Source organism: Thioalkalivibrio sp. ALE31 (assembly GCF_000377405.1).
Classification (GTDB): domain Bacteria; phylum Pseudomonadota; class Gammaproteobacteria; order Ectothiorhodospirales; family Ectothiorhodospiraceae; genus Thioalkalivibrio.
Map to the genome: position 1 here is coordinate 367872 of NZ_KB905020.1, position 21223 is coordinate 389094.

General features: G+C 68.4%; 18 protein-coding genes. 5 read left to right on the forward strand and 13 right to left on the reverse strand.

The features are described 5' to 3' along the window. Window positions 1-107 precede the first annotated feature (107 nt). The gene (locus tag D103_RS0101725) at window positions 108-296 is read right to left on the reverse strand and encodes a DUF3185 family protein (protein WP_018867889.1); all 189 of its coding nucleotides are present in this window, start codon (window positions 294-296) and stop codon (window positions 108-110) included. A gap of 3 nt (window positions 297-299) precedes the next feature. Next, window positions 300-551, reverse strand: coding sequence for a GlsB/YeaQ/YmgE family stress response membrane protein (locus D103_RS0101730; protein WP_018867888.1), 252 nt, complete (start codon window positions 549-551; stop codon window positions 300-302). A gap of 270 nt (window positions 552-821) precedes the next feature. Between D103_RS0101730 and mltF the strand changes: the two genes are divergently transcribed. Further along, complete coding sequence (gene mltF, locus D103_RS0101735; protein ID WP_018875583.1) at window positions 822-2288, forward strand: membrane-bound lytic murein transglycosylase MltF; 1467 nt, start codon at window positions 822-824, stop codon at window positions 2286-2288. Here the strand turns inward: mltF and D103_RS0101740 are convergent. The 3 genes from D103_RS0101740 to D103_RS0101750 all read right to left on the reverse strand — a co-directional run bounded on the left by D103_RS0101740 (window position 2275) and on the right by D103_RS0101750 (window position 4646). Continuing rightward, the gene (locus tag D103_RS0101740) at window positions 2275-3366 is read right to left on the reverse strand and encodes a DUF3524 domain-containing protein (protein WP_018875584.1); all 1092 of its coding nucleotides are present in this window, start codon (window positions 3364-3366) and stop codon (window positions 2275-2277) included. The two genes, mltF and D103_RS0101740, sit on opposite strands and share 14 nt — an antisense overlap. An 88-nt stretch (window positions 3367-3454) precedes the next feature. Continuing rightward, on the reverse strand, window positions 3455-4015 hold the full coding sequence (locus tag D103_RS0101745; protein WP_018875585.1) for a carboxymuconolactone decarboxylase family protein: 561 nt from the start codon (window positions 4013-4015) through the stop codon (window positions 3455-3457). Continuing rightward, window positions 4005-4646 (reverse strand): TetR/AcrR family transcriptional regulator, encoded by a 642-nt coding sequence (locus tag D103_RS0101750; RefSeq protein ID WP_018875586.1) that lies wholly within the window; start codon window positions 4644-4646, stop codon window positions 4005-4007. The genes D103_RS0101745 and D103_RS0101750 overlap by 11 nt, the downstream gene beginning before the upstream one ends. 66 nt (window positions 4647-4712) lie before the next feature. On the opposite strand from D103_RS0101750, the gene D103_RS0101755 reads away from it, so the two are divergent. Next, a complete protein-coding gene (locus tag D103_RS0101755; RefSeq protein ID WP_026280228.1) occupies window positions 4713-5444 on the forward strand; it encodes a hypothetical protein in 732 nt (243 codons plus the stop codon). Window positions 5445-5473: 29 nt separating this feature from the next. Here D103_RS0101755 and D103_RS0101760 read toward each other — a convergent pair whose 3' ends face one another. Beyond that, on the reverse strand, window positions 5474-8695 hold the full coding sequence (locus D103_RS0101760) for an EAL domain-containing protein (RefSeq protein ID WP_018875588.1): 3222 nt from the start codon (window positions 8693-8695) through the stop codon (window positions 5474-5476). Between the two features lie 235 nt (window positions 8696-8930). Next, window positions 8931-9245 carry a high-potential iron-sulfur protein gene (locus D103_RS0101765; RefSeq protein WP_018867881.1) on the reverse strand — a complete coding sequence of 105 codons (315 nt, stop codon included), beginning with the start codon at window positions 9243-9245 and terminating at the stop codon, window positions 8931-8933. A 294-nt stretch (window positions 9246-9539) separates the two neighbouring features. Between D103_RS0101765 and D103_RS0101770 the strand changes: the two genes are divergently transcribed. Continuing rightward, entirely contained in the window at window positions 9540-10082 is a 543-nt protein-coding gene (locus tag D103_RS0101770; protein WP_018875589.1) for an outer membrane beta-barrel protein, read from the forward strand. Between the two features lie 88 nt (window positions 10083-10170). Beyond that, window positions 10171-12930: a cation-transporting P-type ATPase gene (locus tag D103_RS0101775; protein WP_018875590.1), complete on the forward strand. Its 2760-nt coding sequence runs from the start codon at window positions 10171-10173 to the stop codon at window positions 12928-12930. Between the two features lie 46 nt (window positions 12931-12976). Here D103_RS0101775 and D103_RS0101780 read toward each other — a convergent pair whose 3' ends face one another. The 3 genes from D103_RS0101780 to D103_RS0101790 all read right to left on the reverse strand — a co-directional run bounded on the left by D103_RS0101780 (window position 12977) and on the right by D103_RS0101790 (window position 16353). Continuing rightward, window positions 12977-15055: a bifunctional diguanylate cyclase/phosphodiesterase gene (locus D103_RS0101780; protein WP_196800199.1), complete on the reverse strand. Its 2079-nt coding sequence runs from the start codon at window positions 15053-15055 to the stop codon at window positions 12977-12979. Window positions 15056-15247: 192 nt separating this feature from the next. After that, on the reverse strand, window positions 15248-15772 hold the full coding sequence (locus D103_RS0101785) for a cytochrome c (protein ID WP_018875592.1): 525 nt from the start codon (window positions 15770-15772) through the stop codon (window positions 15248-15250). Continuing rightward, window positions 15772-16353: a hypothetical protein gene (locus D103_RS0101790; protein WP_018875593.1), complete on the reverse strand. Its 582-nt coding sequence runs from the start codon at window positions 16351-16353 to the stop codon at window positions 15772-15774. The genes D103_RS0101785 and D103_RS0101790 overlap by 1 nt, the downstream gene beginning before the upstream one ends. A 148-nt stretch (window positions 16354-16501) precedes the next feature. Between D103_RS0101790 and D103_RS14350 the strand changes: the two genes are divergently transcribed. Then, window positions 16502-16906, forward strand: coding sequence for a hypothetical protein (locus D103_RS14350; RefSeq protein WP_081618341.1), 405 nt, complete (start codon window positions 16502-16504; stop codon window positions 16904-16906). 319 nt (window positions 16907-17225) lie between these two features. Here D103_RS14350 and D103_RS0101805 read toward each other — a convergent pair whose 3' ends face one another. The 3 genes from D103_RS0101805 to spoT all read right to left on the reverse strand — a co-directional run bounded on the left by D103_RS0101805 (window position 17226) and on the right by spoT (window position 21217). Next, a complete protein-coding gene (locus D103_RS0101805; protein WP_018875595.1) occupies window positions 17226-17888 on the reverse strand; it encodes a class I SAM-dependent methyltransferase in 663 nt (220 codons plus the stop codon). Next, window positions 17888-18964: an SO_0444 family Cu/Zn efflux transporter gene (locus D103_RS0101810; protein ID WP_018867872.1), complete on the reverse strand. Its 1077-nt coding sequence runs from the start codon at window positions 18962-18964 to the stop codon at window positions 17888-17890. The genes D103_RS0101805 and D103_RS0101810 overlap by 1 nt, the downstream gene beginning before the upstream one ends. 78 nt (window positions 18965-19042) lie before the next feature. After that, window positions 19043-21217: a bifunctional GTP diphosphokinase/guanosine-3',5'-bis pyrophosphate 3'-pyrophosphohydrolase gene (gene spoT / locus D103_RS0101815; protein WP_026280229.1), complete on the reverse strand. Its 2175-nt coding sequence runs from the start codon at window positions 21215-21217 to the stop codon at window positions 19043-19045. Window positions 21218-21223: the final 6 nt, after the last annotated feature.

The following is a 21223-nucleotide window of genomic DNA, read 5'->3' on the forward strand; positions in this document are numbered from 1 at the left end:
TTTCGGGGGGACCGTCGGCGGGCGGTATGGCGCTTCCGGCACGAGCTCCCCCGCCGCGGACACTACCGATTCCGGGGAGATGATGCCAACCGCATCACGTTTTTCGGTCAGGTCACCAGGATCAGGCCCATCAGTGCGGCGACGCCGCCGCCCACCAGCAGCGCGAGGGTGCGCCGGGTAAAGCGGCCGAGGATCAGGCGCGCTGCGCGCTCGCGCATGCCGAAGGCATCCTGCAGGCCCACAATAGCGGCGATCAGGCCCCCGACCAGCAGGATGATTCCAAGGATCTGGGTCATCGGTCAGGCCTTGTGAATCAGCCGGAGCAGGCCCAGCAGAAGTACGGCACCGACGGTGGCGGCGGCGAGGTTGCCGATCAGCCCGCCGGCTTGGACCCCGAGCTGGGTGAACAGCCAGCCGCCGAGGAAGGCCCCGATCACGCCGACCACGATATTGAGCAGGATGCCCTGCCCGGAGCCGTGCACCAGCAGTCCGGCGAGCCAGCCAGCGATGCCGCCGATGAGCAGGAGGAGGAGAAGGGATTCGATGGCCATGATGTCGCGCTCCTTGCGGGTAACGGAGTGTTGGAGTGTGCCGAGGTCGCTGCGTTCCCCGAAAAGCACGGTGGCGAAGGGTTCGACTGTACAGGGCACGCGGCTGGGCCGCCCACCAGCGGTGACCTCCGCAAGGGATGGCAACCCCTTCGTCGTGGGTATTTTTGAGAACCATTCCGCAAAACCCTAGTCTCTGTATCGGACATTCATGGATCCGTCATGGACGGGGTCAGCCAATCCGCGCGGCCTGTCGACGGGAAGGAAACCGGAATGCATGAACCGAATGATCGCGCCGCCGCGGGCTGGCGCCCGTCATCCCGCGGACAGGGCCGCGCGCTGCTGCCCGCCGTACTGCTGGCGCTGCTCGCGGGTTGTGGCGCCGAGGACGGGCAATCCGACTCGATGGTCTCGAATGCCAGCGCCGGCGAGCGGCTGGCGCCGGTGGAGGAGACCGGCACGCTGCGCGTAGTGACCCGCAATGCCCCCACCACCTGGTACTTTGACCAGCATCTGGAAGCGGCGGGCACGGAGCATGATCTGGTCGAGGGCTTTGCCCAGGCGCATGGCTGGCAGGTGGAGTGGGTCATGGCCGAATCGGTCTCCGGTGTGCTCGAGGCGCTGGCCTCCGGGGAGGCGCACATGGCCGCGGCGGGGCTGACCCATCTCGCCTCGCGGGACGAGCGCTTCCGACGCGGCCCCGATTACATGGAGATCACCGAGCAGGTGGTCTGCCATCGCGACTTCGATGCCATGCCTGAATCGGCGGACGACCTGGGCTCGGTGGATCTGGTGGTCTCGGCCGGCAGCAGCTACGTGGAGACCCTGGAGCAAGTGCTTCCGGAAGCGGCCGGGTTCGAGGTCCGCGAGATCGGTACCGAGCGGCTGATGGCGCAGGTCGCCCGGCAGGAGATCGACTGCACCGTGGCCGACTCGCATATCGTGCGCTACAACCGCCGCTCCTTCCCGCATCTCGACATTGCCTTCGATCTGTCCGAGCCGCGCACCCTGGGCTGGTACGTACAGCCGGACCAGGAGGCGCTGGCCGAACTGGCGGGCGGCTGGATGCAAGGTGATGGCGGCCGGGAACTGCGCGAACTCGTGGACGAGCGCTACTACGCCTACATCGATCAGTTCGACTTTGTCGACCTGCGGGCGCTCAACCGGCGCATCGAGGACCGCCTGCCGCAGTATCGGCCGTATTTCGAGGAGGCGGCCGAACGCACCGATCTGCCGGCTGATCTGCTGGCGGCCCTGGCCTACCAGGAGTCGCACTGGGATCCGGAGGCGCGCAGCCCCACCGGTGTGCGCGGCCTGATGATGCTGACGCAGCGCACGGCCGAGTCCCTGGGGGTGGATCGCCTGGACCCGGTGCAGAGCATCGACGGCGGGGCGCGCTACCTGCAGCGCCAGCACGAACTGCTGCCCGACGACATTGACGAGCCCGACCGCACCTACCTGGCGCTGGCGGCCTACAACATCGGCCGCGGGCACCTGCTGGATGCGCGCCGGCTGGCGCGCGAGCTGGGGCGTGATCCGGATCGCTGGGCCGACATGCGCGAGACCCTGCCGCTGCTGACCGAGGAGCGCTACTACCAGAACCTGCGCTTCGGCTACGCTCGCGGCTACCAGCCGGTGTACTACGTGCAGCGCATTCGCAACTACCGCGACGTGATCCGCCCGGTCTTCGTGGCCGAGGACGAGCTCCCGTCCGACCGGATCGTGGTCAGGCGCGACTGATCCCGGGCCGGCGGGCGTTGCCCGAGACCAGTGCATCCAGCGCCTGCTGCCAGCGCGGTTCCAGCCGAGCCGGCAGCCAGGCGCGCACGTCCGGTGCCGGCGGCGTTCCCTGTTGCAGCCAATGTCGCAGGCGCTCGGTCAGGGCCGCGCCATCGCCGGCGGGATAGCGGCAAGTGTCTGGATATTGCTCGCGGTAGGCCAGGGCATCCGGGACCAGTGGCGTCGCCCCGGCGGCCGTGGCCTCCAGTACCGCGAGTCCCTGGAACTCGTGCAGGGCGGTGCTGACGACGATGCCCGCGCGGCCCAGCAGGTCTTCGTATTCCCGGCGCGGCAGCTTGTCATCCGCCACGATGCGGTCCCCGAGGGCGGCGCGCAGTCGCTGCAGGGCCTCGGGGGGTTGCGCGGGCCGCGCCCCCAGCAGGGCGAGCCGGAAGTCCACGCCGGCCTCCCGCAGCTTTAGCAGCGCCTCGACGAACACCTCCGGCGCCTTGTCGTACTCCCAGCGGTGATTCCACAGGATCAGGCGCGGATCGCGCGGGTTGTCCGCCGCGGTGGGTGGCGCGACCGGGACGGGCAGGACCTCGCTGCGTGCCTGCAGCCGGGTGCGCAGGCCTTCAGGGACATGATCCGGCATCCGCGAGAGCAGGGCGTCCATGCCATCCAGGAACGAGGCGCGGTTGAAGGCGGAGTTGAAGGCCACGCGGTCCGCCGCCAGTGCCGCGTAGATCTGCACCATCTGGGGCTCCACGGAATCCACCTGGTCGCGGCCGACCGGGTAGGCGAACTGGTTTTCGTGCACGTAGTACAGCGTGGGTGGCCGGGCGAGTGACGGATGCAGGCCGCGCAAGGTGGCCAGGTCCACCATCGAGGTGGCGATGACCGCATCGGCCTCCACGCCCGCGAGCCGGTCCAGCCAGGAGACCGGGTTGCCGCGGATGCGCCAGCGGAAGTGCCGCCCGGGCAGTTCCTGCACCTCCCAGTCGAATTGACCGAAGGTCGTGGTCAGCCAGTCGACCCAGGCGGCGTGACTGTCGGCCCGGTAGGCGGAGAGCAGGAGGATGCGCGAGCGTGGCGGCATGCAGGCGGGCTGGCGGTCGGGAGCGAGGCCCTACCTTGCCGCTGCGCGGTGCATGCCGCAATCGCATCATCGGCTACGGCATGCGCGGTCAACGCGCGGTTGCGCTCCAGCGTTGGCTGGCCATGGGCGTGTCGACCGGGGTGCCGGCGATGTGGTTGGTGTAGTTGGACAGGGTCTTCAGGCCGATCGCCAGGATGACCTCCAGCATCTGCGCGGGAGTGTGGCCGGCGTCCAGAAAGGCCTGCTGGGTGGGCTCGTCAACCCAGCCGCGCTGTTCGAGCATGGTGCGGGTGAACTGGCGCAGGGCCTCCAGTTTGGGGTCCCCGATCACGCGGTCCTCGCGCAGCGCGGCGATCACGTCGTCGGGTACGCCGGTCATGCGACCCGTCATGCTGTGCGCGGCCATGCAGTAGTCGCATTCGTGGTAGCGGCTGACGGTCAGCAGCAGGACGCCCTGTTCGGTGGGGCTCAGCGACGTCTTCTGCAGCAGGTCGTGGAGCGCCAGGTAGGCCTCGGCCAGGGCCGGGGCGCTGGCCATCTTGCGGATCAGGTTGGGGACCATGCCGAAGGTCTGTTCGGCCCGGTCAAATACGGCTTGCGCCTCCGGGGCGCTGGCGGCGTCGTGCAGGGGGAAGCGTTCATCGTTCATGGGGTACCTCCGGGGGCGAGTGGGTCAGGAGTGTGACCAGCGCCGGGCCCAGGCGCAGGACCGTCGCCGGGTCCTGGTCGGCCTTGGCCATCACCAGGATTCCTTCCATCAGGGCCAGCCACTGCTCGGCCAGCGCCTCGGTGTTGGTATCGCCGGGTAGTTCGCCGTCCTGAACGGCCTCGTCCAATACGGAACGGAAATGGGCGGTGACGGCGTCCAGGTGCCCCCGTATCGCCCGGCGCAGGGTCGGGTTGTGGGTCCCCATCTCCACGGCCAGGTTGCCGAAGGGGCAGCCGGGGAGCTGGCCGGATTCCGCCTGCATGCGGGTCTCGAAGGCGTGGATCGCATGGACGAACGCCTCGATCCGGGCGTGCAGGCCGTTGGCGCCGGCGAGCCCCGGGATCAGCACCTCGCGCTCGAAGTCGGCGTAGAGGGCGTCCAGCATCGCCAGGGTGAGCGCCTCCTTGCCGGGGAAGAAGTGGTACAGGCTGCCCTTGCGTACACCGGCGCGGGCGCAGATCTCGGCAATCCCAACGCTGGTGTAGCTGCGTCCGACGATCAGTTCGCGGGCGGCCTTGAGCAGGTCTTCGCGGCTGTCGTGTCGGGTGTGATGGGGGGTGGTTGTCTCCATGTCTTTGCACACTAGTTGACCGGTCGGTAAAGTGCAAGGCAAGGCCGTTACAGAAGGTGTGAGCCCATGTCTCGAATCCCCGAAGCGTATGAAGTGAGCGATGGGGCCGGTGTCACTATCCCGGCACAATATGCCGAATCCTGGGAGGACGGTTTTGGCGTTCGCGGCTGGAAGCTGGACCTGCCGGGGCGTGGCGCCGATGTGATTGCGGCTACGCCGTATACCGGCGAGCGCATTCCGACCTCGGTGTTCGTGCACGACATCGTGGATCACCACCTGTGCGGCTTCGCGCTGTCCGGCTATGTCGACGAGGCGGGAGCCCTGATCCAGCTGGCGGAACGCACCGGGTCCGATCCGGTGGCGGATTTCGTGCAGATCATCGACGAGGACCTGTTGCCCGGGCTGTTCGAGAGTGACGACTGGCGCGAGTTGTTGCCCGATTCGCTGGTTGCGGAGGTGGAGGCGGCCCCGGACGCGCGTTCGGGCATGGCGCGGCTGCGCGAGCTATGGGGCGACGGGGTGCTGCGGGCACTATGGATTGCCGGGTTCGTGGAGACGGGCTGGGGGCTCGCGGCGAGAGCGCGCGAGGCCTGGGAACGCCACGGGCTGGACTACGCCCGCCGCGCCGCGACCGCGCGGGCATTGCAGCGGCTGTTCGAACGGGTGGATGCCACGGTGCTGGATCAGGGCTGGAGCCGCGCGCGGGGCGTGTTCCGGGTCGCCCCTGCGGGGGTGGGTTTTTGCTTCGAGGAGCCTGCGGCGGGCCGCGGCGAGTATCTTCCCGTCACGGATGACTGAGGGGTTGTGCGCACCCCTTCGGGGCGCGTTCATCTATCGGCGGCGGGGAGCTCCAGTGACGGGCGGTGCAGGTGGTAGCCCTGGGCCATGTCCACGCCCAGTTCGGCCAGCATCTCGAGGGTGGCTCCGTCTTCCACACACTCGGCGACGGTTTGTTTTTCCAGGCCCCGGGCGACATCGACCATCGCGCGGATGAAGGCCTGGTTGTCGCGGTTGTTCGGCAGGTCGCGCACGAACATGCCGTCGATCTTGAGGATCTGCACGCCGAGGTATTTCAGGTAGGCGAAGGTGGAGAAGCCGGAGCCGAAGTCGTCCAGGCAGACCGTGCAGCCCGTGTGCTGCAGCGCCTCGATGAAGCGCTGGGCATCCTGCATCTCGGAGACCGCCGCGGTCTCGGTCAGTTCGATGATCAGCCGTCGCGGTTCGACCCCCTGCTGTTCCAGCTGCTGGGCGATGTATTGCGGCAGTCCCGGTTCGTCGAAGCTGCGCCCGGAGATGTTGATCGCGATCCCGGGGATGGCCGGGTCCCCGGCCAGTCGGCGGATGCTCTCGCGGATCACCCAGCGATCGATGTCGAGGATCTGCCCGGTCTTCTCGGCAATCGGGATGAACTGGCCGGGCATGGCGATTTCCTCCGGGGACGCCGGGTCGCGCATGCGCACCAGGGCCTCCATGTGGTGCAGGTGGCCATCGCCGACCGCGTAGATCCCCTGGTAATGCAGCTCGAAGTGTCCCTGCTCCAGCGCGGTGCCGATGCGCTGGCTCCAGGACATCCGCTCCAGCATGTGCTCGGCGGTATTGCGGCTGCGGTCGAATACCGCCCAGGTGTTCTTGCCCAGGTCCTTCGCCTGGTACATCGCGGTGTCGGCGTGGGCCACCAGGTCCTCGACGTTGTCGCCATGCTCCGGAAAGTGGGCGATGCCGATGCTGGCGGTGAGCCGGTAGTTCTGGCCGCGGAAGCGGAACGGGATCGCCGAGATCGCGCGGCCCACGCGTTCGGCCAGTTCGATCGGCTCCTGCTCCGACTCGCGATCCACCAGGATCGCGAACTCGTCGCCGCCCAGGCGGGCAAAGATATCCTGACTGCGCACCAGCGCGGCGATCTCGCCGGCGGCGCGCACCAGCACGGTATCCCCGGCCCGGTGGCCGAAGGTGTCGTTGATGGTCTTGAACTCGTCGAGATCGAAGTACAGCAGGGCGAAGCGCCCGTTGCGCCGCCGCTCGCTGTGGATCACGTGTTCCAGGCGTTTCTGGAAGTGATGGCGGTTGTACAGGCCGGTCAGCGCGTCGTGTTCTGCGAGGTAGACCAGTTGCTGGGCGGTCTGGCGCTCGTGGGTCACGTCCTCGTACAGCCACAGTCGACCGATGGAACGCTCGTCGGTGTCGTGGACGGGGTAGGAGACCTGGGTGAGGATGCGCCCGTCGTACAGGTCGACCTCGAAGCGTTCGCTGATCTCGTGGGTATCCAGCACGTGCAGCACGTGGCGCGAGGCGTGATCCGGCCGCGCGAAGCGGTGGGTGGAATGTTCCAGTACCTCGCGCGAGGGACGACCCACCAGTTCCACCTCGCTGCCGATGGCCCACATGCGCCGGAAGGCCGGGTTTACGTATTCCACCCGGCCCTCGCGGTCCTCGAACAGGATGCCGATGCTCATCGCCGAGAGCAGCGCGGCCATGCGCCCCTGCTCCCGCCGGGTCAGTTCCAGCAGGCGCGTTTGCTCGTCGCGCGAGGCTTCCAGTTCGGACAGGGCCTGGAGCAGGGCCTCCTCGTTGCGCTTGCGCTGGGTGATGTCGTGCGAGATCGCCACGTAGCGTGCGGTCTCGCCGCGCGGGGCGACCAGTTGCAGGGAGATCTCGACCGGTACCTCGAAGCCGTCGCGATGGCGATGGCTGGTCTCGAAGCGGAACTGGTCACGCTCGCCGCGGCGCAGCGGCTCGATCAGCTGACGAAAGCGCGGCTCGGGGTAGTCCGGCTTGATGTCATAGGGGTGGAGTTCGAGCAGTTCCTCGCGCGGGATGCCGGTCTGGTCCACCGCGCCCTGATTGACATAGATAAAGCGCAGGGTCTCGACGTCGAACAGGAAGACCGCGTCCAGAGTCAGGTCCAGGGTCGAGCGAAAGGATTCCAGTTCGTCGGTCCGGGCCCGCAGGGTCTCGCCGGTGGTGACCAGTTCGTCGGCATCGATGACATGCCCCTGCAAGTACTTAAGGCGCCCGCGATCGTCGAAGATCCCGGCGCCGCGCTCGAACACCCAGCGCTCCCCGCCATTGCGTCCGATCAGGCGCCACTGAATCTGGTACTGGCCGGTCCGCTGCAATCCCTCGGATACCTCGCGCCAGACCCGGTCGCGGTCTTCAGGGTGCACCAGATCGTTGAAGCTGAGGCGTTCGGCGAAGAACCTTTCGCGCGAGTAGCCGGTGAGCTCCTCCAGGGCGCCCTCGGCGTTGATCACGTCCCAGTTCGGGTTGTTGCGGCAGCGATAGACGAAGCCGTCGATGGTGTCGAGTACCCGCAGCAGGTCGTCGCCCTGCTGGGTGCCCAGCGAGCGGGTCAGGGTCATCATCCCGATGACGGCGAGGAGGGCGGCGAACGTGCGCAGCAGTTGCACCGGTAGTCCGCTTGCCTCCAGGAAGTCGGCATGGGTCGGCAGCCACTCGGGCAGAGCCGGGTCGACAGTGCCCGGAAACGGCGTGATCAGCGCGTAGCCGAGGAAGGCCAGGGCGAGGACGGCCAGGGCCGGGTACTGGCTGGCATGATCGTCGGCGTCGGGGGTGCGCAGGAGGGGCCCCCGCAGCAGAAGCAAGAACGCCAGGCCGGACAGTACAGCCCCCGGAAGGCCGACCAGGTAGCGCCCGCCGTTGGCCAGCCCGCGCGCCGGGTCCTCGGCCATACCGACGAGCAGGAGCACCGCGACCGCGATCAGCGGATAAAGCCACAGGGCGTCGAGGCGCAGGCGCGATGAACTCGCGAGCAGGGCGCGGCGCCCGAACTCCAGAAGCGGCAGGTAGGACAACAGTTGCCAGGTGGCATTGAGCCATGGGTCGCGCGCCGCCGGATAGTGCAAGCCCGCGGCCTGGAGGAATTCGTAGGCGCCGTGGATCAGGCCGAACAGACCCAGCAGCCAGAAATGCCGGGCGAACGGCAGGGTTCCGTCCCCGCGGGGCAGGACGAGAGCGACTACGCCAAGCGAGAAGAAGGCCAGGCCATAGACCAGGTATAGGACGGTGAATCCGGCGAGCGAGAGATCCATCAGTGGCAGCCGCTCGCATTGGAGGGTGCCTTACCGGCGGGGATGCGGGTCAGCCGGGTCAATGGGTCGGACACGCAGTTTCCTTTCGGCCATAGGGCGGAGCCCGCCGGAGCCGGTCTACGAAATCAGGTGTCTAGCTTGCGGGGTTGTGTGGCGGGGATGCAAGCCATGGCCGGGGAGGGACATGAGAGGGAGTATCCGGCCCGCGGGCGCGGACCGGATATGCGGGCCGGGATCAGGCTCCGACGTATTCGTCGCACCAGCCGTCGGCGTTCACTTGAACGCCCTGGAAGTCGGCGTGGAAGCACTGACCCCACTGGTCATCACCTCCGCCCCAGAAGGCGCAGTTCTTGCACTTCTCGCCTTCGGAGTAGTCCGCGTGGTCGGCGTCGGCCGCATCGTTCACGTAGTTGTGGGCGTGGCCGTCTTCGGCTTTCGTATCGGCCTTGGCCGAGGAGATGCCCACCATGCTGACGACCGGGATGGCCGCCACGGCAGCGGATGCCTGGCGCAGGAACTTACGACGGTTCGCATTCGGTTGATCGGACATGAGGTCCTCCGTTTGCTTTCTGAATGGATGGTTCTTCTTGTTGCCAGTTGGAGCGAACGACGCACGCTGGATACGTGCGGGCTCAACCCCTTCGAGCCCTCGGGCCCTTGAGGGTTCCCTCGATTTTTGCGGGGATCCCCGAAGCCTTCCGGCGATCGTGGTTCGGCAGAGGGGATGCACCGGGGCCGGGAAAAATTCCATGTCGAGCGCCGGGTCCTGCCTGATGTGATGAAGATCGCGTCAGGCTGGTCTACCATTAGAGTTTTCTTATTCATTCGAATCAGGAGGTGCCCGATGCAGTACCGTAAGACGATGGTGATGTTCGCCCTGGGGGCGCTGGCGGCCATGCCGGTGGCCCAGGCCAGCGCGGTGGATCGCGGCATGGAGCCCAGCGTGGCACTGCTGGGCGGTGTGGTCTCGCCGGACCTGTCGGATGCCAGCAGCGATGGTGCCTACGGGGTCGAGATCGGCGCCAACTGTCAGTTGTTCCAGCCGGCCACCGGCGTGCTGCGCCATCATCTGAGCGTGAGCCGTTACAGCGACGACCCGCTCAAGATGACCAGCGCCGAGGTGAACAGCCACTGGATGTTCGAGCCGAACGAACGGCTGTCGCTGGGCTTTGGTCCCGGCATCGGCTACGTGCGGGCCAAGCTGGATGACGACCGCAATGGCCTGTGGGCGGCCCAGCTGGGTGGCAGCCTGAAGTACCAGCTGGACCGGCAGTGGTTTCTGGGGCTGGAGGCGCGTTACCAGTTCACCGAGAGTGACCGCTTCGACGGCCGTCGCGCCGATGCCGACAACATGCGCGTGATGGGCAAGGTGGGCATGCAGTTCTGATCCGGCGGGTTGCCCGGCGTCCGGGGCCTTGCCGGCCCCCGGGCGCCGGGCGACGATAGGGCGACGTTGACACAGCAGGGCGTTGCCCATGACCGATACCCCCGACCCTACCGATCCGGGTGACAACCGGGAGACCCCCGCCTGGCACAGCCGGTCCGCGGATGATGCGCTGGAGCACTGGGGCTCCGCCCGCGAGGGGCTGTCGGCGGTTGTGGCCGAGGAACGTCTGGCGCACTTTGGCCCCAATCAGTTGCGTCCGCCGGAGCGGGCGGGCGTAGTCCGGCGCTTCCTGCGCCATTTTCACAACGTACTGATCTACATCCTGCTGGTCGCGGCGCTGGGGACGGCGCTGCTGGGGCACTGGGTGGATACCGGCGTGATCCTGGCCGTGGTCCTGATCAATACGCTGATCGGGTTCGTCCAGGAGGGCAAGGCGGAGAAGGCCCTGGATGCCATCCGTCGCATGCTGTCCCCGCGCGCGGTGGTAACGCGCGCTGGCGAGCGTCGTGAGATCCCGGCCGAGGAGCTGGTGCCCGGCGATATCGTGCACCTGCAGGCCGGTGACCGGGTGCCCGCCGACCTGCGGCTGTTCGAGACCAAGAACCTGCGCCTGGAAGAGGCGGTCCTGACCGGCGAGTCGGTGGCGGTCGAGAAGGATACCGCCACGGTGGAACGGGAGGCCGACCTTGGGGACCGGCGCGGCATGGCCTTCTCCGGGACGCTGGTGGCCTTTGGCCGCGGTGCGGGCGTTGTCGTGGCCACGGGCGAGCATACCGAGATCGGGCGCATCTCCACCATGCTCGGCGAGGTCGAGGGGCTGGAGACGCCGCTGGTCCGGCAGATGGAACAGTTCGGCCGCTGGCTGGCCGCGGTGATCGTGGTGATCGCGGCGGCAACCTTCGCCTTCGGCTACTGGGTGCGGAGCTATCCGCTGGACGAGATGTTCCTCGCGGCGGCGAGCCTGGCGGTGTCCACCATCCCCGAGGGCCTGCCCGCCATCATGACCATCGCGCTGGCCATCGGGGTGCAGAAGATGGCGCGGCGCAATGCGATCATCCGGCGCCTGCCGGCGGTGGAGACCCTGGGGTCGGTCTCGGCCATCTGCTCCGACAAGACCGGCACGCTCACCCGCAACGAGATGACGGCGCAGACCCTGCGCACGGCCAGCCGCGAGATCCTCGTCAGCGGCGTGGGCTACGCGCCGCAGGGGCAGTTCTCCGAGGACGAGCGGGATATGGACCCGGACGAGGACCCGCTGTTGCGCGAGGTGCTGCGGGCGGGGCTGCTGTGTAATGACGCCCGGCTCTATCAGAAGGATGGCGACTGGGTGATGGAGGGCGACCCGACCGAGGGCGCCCTGATTACCCTGGCGCAAAAGGCCGGGCTGGACCCGCGCCTGGAAGGCGAACGCCTGCCGCGCACCGACGTGATCCCGTTCGAGTCGGATCATCGCTACATGGCGACCCTGCACCACGACCACGACGGTCACGCCCGCATCTACCTGAAGGGGGCGCCCGAGCGCGTGCTGGAGCTTTGCAGCGAGCAGCAGGTCGATGGCGAGAGCCGCGAGGCGCTGGATGGCGAGCGCTGGCACGCCGTCATGGAGGCCGTGGCGGCCCGCGGTCAGCGCCTGCTGGCCGTGGCCGTGCGCGACACCGAACCCGATCACGGCGAGCTGCGTTTCGATGATGTCGAGGCCGGTGGTTTTACCCTGCTTGCCCTGCTGGGGATCATCGACCCGCCACGCGACGAGGCGATCCGCGCGGTGGCCGAGTGCCGCGCGGCCGGAATCGACGTCAAGATGATCACCGGCGACCACCTGGCGACCGCCCGGGCGATCGGCGAGCAGCTGGGCCTGGGCCGCGATGCCGAGGCGCGGGCCGGTCACGAGCTGGATGCCCTGGACGAGGCGGCGCTGGCCGAAACCGCGGAGCGTACGGACGTCTTTGCGCGGACCTCGCCGGAACACAAGCTGCGGCTGGTGCGTGCCCTGCAGCAGGGCGGGCGTATCGTGGCGATGACCGGCGACGGGGTGAATGATGCCCCGGCGCTGAAGCGGGCGGATGTCGGCGTGGCCATGGGGGGCAAGGGGACCGAGGCGGCCAAGGAGGCCTCCGAGATGGTCCTGGCGGACGACAATTTCGCCTCCATCGCGCATGCGGTGGAGGAGGGCCGGACGGTCTACGACAACATCCGCAAGGCCATCCTGCATATGCTGCCGACCAATGCCGGGCAGTCGCTGACCATCATGATGGCGATCCTGATGGGGCTGGCGTTGCCGCTCACCCCGGTGCAGGTGCTGTGGGTCAACATGGTGACCTCGGTGACCCTGGCCATGGCGCTGGCCTTCGAGAAGGCCGAGCCGGGTGTTATGCAGCGCCCGCCACGGGCGCCGGACACGCCCCTGTTGTCCGGGTTCCTGCTCTGGCGCATCCCGTTCGTGGCGTTGCTGCTGTGGGCCGGGACCTTCGGGCATTTCGTCTACATGGAGACCCTGGCCGGGGTGGCCGACGAGGTCGCGCGTACCGTGGCGATCAATACCCTGGTGTCCGGGCAGGCCTTTTACCTGCTGAATCTGCGTCTGATCCATCAACCGGTGCTGCCGGGCGGCGAGCTGTTCCGCTCGCGCGCGATGTGGCTGGCGATCGGGGTCCTGGTGCTGCTGCAGCTGGCGTTCACCTACGTGCCCGTAATGCACACCCTGTTCGGGACCACCGCCATCGGCGCGGACGACTGGGCGCGCATCCTGGCCTTTGGCCTGGCGGTGTTCGTGATCGTGGAACTGGAAAAGCTGGTGGTGCGCCAGGTGCTGGCACGCCGGCGCGGGGTGTTGCCGCGCGCCGTCTGACCGAACGCGCGCGGGTCGGGCAGAGCGCGTTTCCCGGAGCCCCGGCTCAGTGGGCGGGCCGGGCCGGCAGTTTCCCGCCGAGCAGGGCGGTTGCCTGTGTCGCGTCCACCGGGGGCGAGTAGTAATAGCCCTGCGCCAGCGAGCAGCCGAGGGCGCGCAGCGTGGCGGCGTGGGTGTGGCTTTCCACGCCCTCGGCCACGGCCTCGAGCCCGAGATTGCGGGCCATGTGGATCACGGTCTGCACCAGGCGCTGGCTGTATTCGTCGCGATCCAGGCCGGCTACGAAGCTGCGGTCGATCTTGAGGATATCCAGTGGCAGGCGGTGCAGGTAGCTGAGCGAGGAGTAGCCGGTGCCGAAGTCGTCCATCGCCAGGCTGATGCCCAGGGCCTTCAGCCGGAGCAGGGTCTCGATCAGTTCGTCCAGGTTGCCGAGGGTGGCCGTCTCGGTAATCTCCAGGCGCACCTGTGCGGCCGGGGCGCCGGTGCCTTCCAGGATGGTCTGCACGTCCCCCACGAGTTCCGGGCGGGTGAGCTGACGGGCGGAGAGGTTGGTGCTGATGGTCAGGGGCGTTCTCGCCCCGTCCGCGTTCCACTCCACCAGCTGGCGGCAGGCAGTGTAGAGGACCTGCATGTCGATCAGGTGCACCTGCCCGGTGTCCTCCGCGATCGGGATGAAATGATCGGGCGGCACCAGTTCCCCGTTGCGCTCCCAGCGTACCAGGGCCTCGAAGCCGGTGATCCGCTCCTCGCCGAGCGACATGATGGGCTGGAAGTGGACGCGGAAGTCGCCGCGTTCCACCGCCAGGCGCAGGTCGGTCTCCAGCGCCAGGCTTTGCAGGGCCTGCGTCTGCATGCCCGGGTCGCAGAACTCGCACCGGGCCTTGCCAAGTGACTTCGCGCGGTACATCGCCATGTCCGCCTCGCGCATCAGGTCATCCGGGGTGGCCGGACGGGCCGGGTCGTCGGGTTCGCCGGGCCCCTGGACCGGGCAGCTCTGGCCGTAGGGCCGGGTCGCGATGCCGATGCTGACGGTGACGTAGACGTCCTGCCCGGCGAGGGAGAACGGCTCGTGCAGCACGGCCTGCAGGCGCTCGGCCACGCGCAGGGCATCCACCGGCTCGTGCAGGCCCTCCAGCAGGATGGTGAACTCGTCGCCACCCAGCCGCGCAAGGGTATCGTCCGGGCGATTGGTCTCGTCCCCCTTGGGGCGCGAGACGGTGTCGTTCTGGCGCAGCGCGGTCAGCAGGCGCTGGCCCACGCGTACCAGCAGCTCGTCGCCGGCCGGATGGCCCAGGCTGTCGTTGACGACCTTGAAGCGGTCGATGTCCACGAACAGCACCGCGAACAGGTTGAAGGGCTCTCGCGTGGCACGGGCGATCGCGTGCGCCAGCCGGTCGTGGAACAAGCGCCGGTTGGGGAGGCCGGTCAGCTGGTCGTGGGAGGCGTTGTGGAGCAGGCGTTCCTCGTGGCGGTTGCGCTCGATCACGCGGCCGAGCTGCACGCCGATCTGCCACATCAGCCAGAGCAGGTCGGGGTCGGTGGTGGTGGGCTCGGTGGCGAAAAATTCGAGGACACAGGCCACCTCGTGGCCGACCATGACCGGGAAGGCGAAGCCGGAGTGCAGGCCGCTGGCCGTTGCCTGAGGCGCGCGCGGGAAGTTGTCGTCCGCCGCGAGATCCTCGATCCACGCGGGCTCGCCGTGGTCCAGCACACGGCCGGGCAGCCCCTCGCCGGGGCCGAAGCTCGTGTTCTCGGTGCTGTCGCGAAAGGCGGTGAAGGGCTCAGCAGAGGCGAGATGCCAGATGCCGGTGGGGTCTAGCTGATTGTGGCCACTGTGTTGGTTCGGTCGAGCCAGGTAGGCGTGCCCCACCGGCCAGTCCAGATAGCGTCCGATCGCGGCCAGCGCCGCGCGCAGTACATGCGCGATGGAGTCGGACTGGTTCGCGGTGGAGGCAATGGTGTTGAGCAGCTCGATCTGCTGCTGCTTGGCATAGACGTCCTGCAGCCGGGTCTCGGCCAGCGTCTCGGCGCGGCGGCGAGCCGCGCGTTCCTGCTCGACCAGGGTCTGCAGGCGATCCCGTTCGCTATCCGTCGCGAAGTCGCGCGCGCGTCGGTTCACGCGCACCCCCCGTGGGCGAGGCAAATTGTGCGCGTCCGAGGCCTGCGCGTCTGGGTGTACTGCATGGGCCACTCCCGGCCGTCATGATTGCGCTGCGTCCCTTGCCAGCCGGTATGCGCGGTGGCGTCTCATCGGAAAGACGCCTCCGTGGCCCGAGCCATTCCGTGCGCATTGTAGGGCCCCGGCATGCGCGCCGCATCATTCGTCGGGATGGGTGACCCAGGGTTCGCCCATGGCCTCCTCCCAGTCCGCCTGGGTGGGATGGTTGCGGTCGTAGCGTTTCCAGGCCTCGAAGATCTCGTCCGGCCAGTGTGACTGCAGCCAGGCGATGATCGCCTCGACGTCCGCCTCCGACAGGGTGTCCTCGAAGCTGGGCATGGCGCCGCCGCGCGCCTCGGCGCCATAACGGATCATGTCCTTCAGCTGCCAATAGGGGTGGTGCCAGGTGTGGGCGCTGCCATCCAGCGGGGGCGGTGGCAAGGTGCCGTCCGGGTTGCGCTGGCGCCAGTTCTCGGCGCCCTCGCGCTGGGCCCCGTGGCAGGCGATGCAGTGCTCCTGATAGAGCCGTTCCCCGCGCTGCAGGATCTCCGGGTCGGTGGTGCGTTCGAGGTGGTCGGGGGTGCCGGAGGCCCCGCCGAAGCCGTCGCAGCCCGCCAGCGTGGCAGCGGACAGGAGCAGCACCGCACCGGCGAAACCGGCGCGGAGGGTACGCGGGTCCGGCATCAGTCCTGAACGTCCGGCTCGCCGGTGCCGTCGGCCGGCGCGTCGTCCCCGCGGAAGGCGTCGCGTACCGAGCCCCAGGCCTTGCGCGAGCCGTCACGGATGCCGCCCCAGGCGTCGCGGGCGCCATCGCGCACCCCGCCCCAGGCGCCGGAGGAGCGCTCGCGCATCTCGCCCGACCATTCGGCCAGGCGGTCCCGTTCCTCGATCAGGCCGTCATAGGCCCGTTCGCGGCGCTCGCGGGTGGCGTCGCTCAGGTCGTCCCAGCCCTCGCGGATGTTGTTGCCCAGGCGGCTCAGTTCGCGGTCCATCGCGTCCAGGGTCTCGCGGGTACGGGAGCGGGTGGCCTCGCCGGCCTCCTCGCCTTCCTCCTGGAGTTCCTCGCGGGTCTCGGCCCAGGACTCGCGCAGTTCCTCCATCTCGCTGGCGGTGGCATCGTCCTCCATGGCGGCATCCGATTCGTCGCTGGCCGTGGGTTCGTCCCCTGCGTGGGTGTCGTGATCGGCGGCATACAGGGGGCTTGCGGCCAGCATCAGACCGCACAGCCCGGCGAGCAGGATGGGGCGCAGTTCGAGCAGGTTCATGTCGGGTCCTCCGGGGTGCCGCGGGGCGGCTGACCAATGATGTTGATCTCTCATGGTAGGACGTTTCGCGCTCCGGTATGTTTCCAGGGAGCGGATGATTTGCGAGGCAGTCCACGTGATGTACTGGAGAAGGCAGGTTGCAGGGGGTGTGCTGGCGCTGCTTCTGGCGGGTTGCGCCACGTCGACCCCGGATCCGGGCGATGACGGCACGTCCTCGGGGTTGCCCGAAGGATGGGAACCCGCGCCGACGGCCTTCGAGGCCCAGGCGGTGCCATCGCTTGAGCCGAGGGTGATGCCGGGTTCCGCGGTGATGGAGTGGTTCGCGGCCAGTGGCTGGAAATCCGGCCTGGCCGTCGACTACGCGGGGCTGGAGATCGACCAGCCGCGCCCGGAACGCGCGGAGGTCCGCCTGACCGGGCTGCGTGATGATGCCGTCGAGGCCTACGAATTCCGCCTGGAGCTGGAGCAGGCGGAGGCCGGCTGGGTGGTGCGCGCGGTGGAGCGCCGCGCCATCTGCCGCCGCGGCCTCGCCGACAGCGGCCTCTGCCTGTAACGCTTCGTGGAGGATATGCGCAGGGAAAAGAATATTCACCACGAAGTGCACGAAGGCACGAAGAAGGGCGAGGGCAACAGCGGTTCGACCACAGAGGGCACAGAGATCACGGAGAAGGACAAGGGGGGCGGGATAATTGTTCAGGATGACCCGCGGGCTGGAACAAAGCCGTTCGCCACCAGGAACGCTTACAACAAAAGGATTTTCTTCGTGCCTTCGTGCGCTTCGTGGTGAATGAACAGGCCCTTGATTTCTGAGCCTCGAAGCCCCCCTCTGTGTACTCCGTGCGCTCTGTGGTGAATCGAAATTTGCGGCGGGTCTAGCGGCGGCGGGCGAGGGTCAGGCCGTCGCCGATGGGGGCCAGCGAGAGGTCGATGCGTTCGTCGTGGTGCAGGGCATCGTTGAAGGCGCGGATCGCGCGGGTGTCTTCGCGCGTGTCGTCCGGGTCGGCGACGCTGCCATGCCACAAGGTGTTGTCGACCAGGATCAGGCCGCCGGCACGGACCAGGCGCAGGCAGTGCTCGAAGTAGTCGGGGTAGCCGGTCTTGTCCGCGTCGATGAAGGCCAGGTCGAAGCGGCTGGTCTCGCCTTCGGCCTCCAGTGCCTGCAGCGTGTTGCCGGCCTCGCCCAGCTCGAGCCGGATGCGACCGCTGACCCCGGCGCGTTCCCAGTAGCGCCGGGCCGTGGTGGTCCACTGCGCGCTCTTGTCCAGGGTAACGACCGCGCCGTCCTCCGGCAGGGCCAGCGCGATGGCCAGCGCGCTGTAGCCGGTGAAGGTCCCGATCTCCAGATAGCGCCGCGCCCCCATGAGCCGCGCCAGTAGCGCCATGAACTGGCCCTGCTCCGGGGCGATCTGCATGTTGGCCTCGGGCAGGTTCGCGGTCTCGGCACGCAGCTCGGCGAGTATCTCCTGCTCGCGCAGCGAGTGCTCCAGGAGGTAGTCATACAGGGGGCCATCGAGTCCGATGGAACGATTGGACATCACGCGCTCCGGGGTTGTGGGTGAGGGATCAGACGGTCCAGCCATCGGCGCAGGACCGGTGTGGCCAGGACGATCAGGATGACCAGGGTGCTCCACTCGAGCCAGGCGGGCAGCATCTCGCCGGCGGTGCCCATCTGCGTGGCGACGTCGACCCCGGTGTGGGCGAGTCCGGCGTCCAGGGCGAGCCCCAGCGCGATGGTGGTGACCGCGATACCGGTCAGGTAGAGCAATAGCGCCGGCGTGCCAAGTTCGCGGCGAAACACGCCCAGGGTCGCCAGGCTGGTGATCGGTGCGGCCAGCAGGAACACCAGCACGGTGCCGGGGGAGACCCCGGCCGCGATCAGGCCCACGGCGATCGGTGTTGCGGCGGTCGCGCAGAGGTACATGGGGATGCCGATGACGGCCATTACGAGCATGGCCGGCAGGCCCGATCCCCAGGCGGCCAGCGTGGCCGGCGGGACCAGGGCGAGCAGGGCGCCGGCGACCAGCAGGCCGATCACCAGCCACAGGCGGATATCGTCGAGCACGCCGCCAAAGGCATAGGCGAGGCCCGCGCGCAGCCGTGCGGACAAACGCTCCGGGGCCTCGGGTGTGGCGCAGCCGTCGGCGGTCCCGCAGCATCCGCCGCAGCTGTCCGGTTCGCCCCGCGGTGGGTCCGGACGCTCGGTCGCGGCGCGGGTGCGGCCCACCAGCAGGCCTGTGGTGATGGCCGTGACAATGGCGCCCAGGGCCCGGGCCACGGCCATCATGGGGCCCAGCAGGGCATAGCTGATGGCGAGCGAGTCGACGCCGACGCCCGGCGTGCCGATCAGGAAGGCGGTGGTGGGGCCCCGCCCGGCCCCGCCGCGGTGCAGGGCCAGCGCGGTCGGGATGGCCCCGCAGGAACAAAGGGGCAGGGGGGCGCCGACCACGGCGGCCCGCGCGGTGGCGGGAATGCCCGAGCCGCCCAGCCAGCGCTGCAGGGCAGCCTCCGGAATCAGTGCCTTGACGCCGCCGGCCGCGAGCAGGCCCAGCAGCAGCCAGGGCGCCGCCGTCAACGCGACACTCAGCGTCTGCCTGAGGATGTCGAGGATCATGGCCCGATGTTCCGTCGCGGCGGGGGCAACTGCAAGAAGCCCGCGCTCCGGCGGGCGGTGCGGCCGAGGTCTCGGGCGTCAGCCGCGCTGGCGCGAGATGCGCAGGACGTCGGGCAGGCGGCGCAGACCGCGCATGATCTGGGCCAGGTGCTGGCGGTCGCGCACGGTCAGCAGGAAGGTCATCGCGGTGGAGTGGCCATCCTGCTCGTTGAAGGAGATGTGTTCGATGTTGGAGCCATGGTCGGCGATGACCGCGGCCATGTCGGCCAGGGCCCCGCGGCGGTTGGCGGTGCGGGTGCGCACCGCGGCGGTGAACTGCAGGGAGGGCTCGTGCGACCACTCCAGCGTGATGGTGCGGTCGCTGCGGTCGCGGCTTTCGTGCAGGACGTTGCGGCAGTTTTCCCGGTGGACCACCAGGCCGCGGCCGGCGCTCAGCTGGCCGATGATCGGGTCACCCGGGATCGGGTGGCAGCACCGGGCGTAGTTCAGCACCAGGCCCTCGGTACCGCTGACCGCGAGGGTGGTGGGTGCCTCGTCGGCCGCGGGCTCGGGGGCGTCCCTGCCGGCCATCTGGCGGGCGACCAGCGAGGCCATGCGGTTGCCCAGGCCGATGTCGACCAGCAGTGCGTCCAGGTCCTTCAGCTGCATCGCGTCCAGCATCTGGTCCAGGCGTGCCGGCGAGATCCGCGGCAGGCTGGTGTCCAGCGACTCCAGCGCCTTCTCCAGCAGGCGTTCGCCCAGGGTGCGGGCCTCCTCGGACTGCATCGACTTCAGGCAGTGCCGGATGCCGGTACGGGCCTTGCCGGTGACCACGAAGGACAACCAGGCCGGGTTGGGGCGCGCGCCGGGGGAGGTGACGATCTCCACCGTCTGGCCGCTTTGCAGGCGCACCGACAGCGGCGCCAGCTGACGGTCGATCTTGGCCGCCACACAGCGGTTGCCGACGTCGGAGTGCACCGCGTAGGCGAAGTCGATCGGGGTCGCGTCGCGCGGCAGGACCATGATGTCGCCACCGGGGGTAAAGGTGTAGACCTCGTCGGGGAACAGGTCGACCTTCACGTTCTCCAGGAACTCGATCGAGTTGCCCACGCTGTTCTGGATCTCGAGGACATCCTTCAGCCATTCGCGCGCGCGGCTCTGGGCGGTCCGGGTGGATTCGCCCCCGGCCTTGTACTGCCAGTGCGCGGCGATACCACTCTCGGCCACGCGATCCATCTCGGTGGAACGGATCTGGATCTCGATGGGCACGCCCTGCGGGCCGAACAGGATGGTATGCAGCGACTGGTAGCCGTTGGATTTGGGGATCGCGATGTAGTCCTTGAAGCGCCCCGGTACCGGCTTGTAGAGGTTGTGCACCACGCCCAGGGAGCGGTAGCACGTATCGACGTCGTCGACGATGATGCGGATGGCGAAGACGTCGAACACCTCCTCGAACGAGTGGTGCTTGTCGCGCATCTTGCGGTAGATGCTGTACAGCCCCTTCTCGCGTCCGGAGATGCGCCCGACGATGCCGGCGGCCTCCATGCGCGAGCAGATCGCCTGCTCGATATTGCGCATGGGCTCGCGGCGGTTGCCGCCGGCACGGTGCACCGCGCGTTCCAGTACGGCCGCGCGCCACGGGTGTTTGGCGGAAAAGCCGAGGGCCTCCAGCTCGCGGCGCATGGCGTTCATGCCCAGGCGCTGCGCGATGGGGGCGTAGATCTCCAGGGTTTCCTTGGCGATGCGCCGGCGCTTGTCCGGGCGCATCACGCCCAGGGTGCGCATGTTGTGCAGGCGGTCGGCCAGCTTGATCAGGATCACCCGAATATCGCGGGTGATCGCCAGCATCATCTTGCGGAAGTTCTCCGCCTGCGCCTCGGCCTTGGACTGGAACTGCAGGTGGGTGAGCTTGGAGACGCCGTCCACCAGCTCCGCGACCTCTTCGCCGAACTCGGCGTGGATGCGGTCCTTGCTGGTAGCGGTGTCCTCCATCACGTCATGCAGGATGGCGGCGCAGATCGCCTGGTGGTCCATCCGCATCTCGGCCATGGTGCGGGCCACGGCCAGGGGGTGATAGATGTAGGGTTCGCCGGTCTTGCGGGTCTGGCCTTCGTGGGATTCCGCGCCCAGGAGATAGGCGCGATAGACCTCCTCGACCTCTTCCGGCTCGAGATAGGCCTCGAGCTCGGAACACAAATCGCTGATCAGGAATCGGGTCGAATCACCCGTTGCCGCCGAAACGGCCCCGGGCGCGGCTGGCTGCCCAGCGGCCATTGAAAA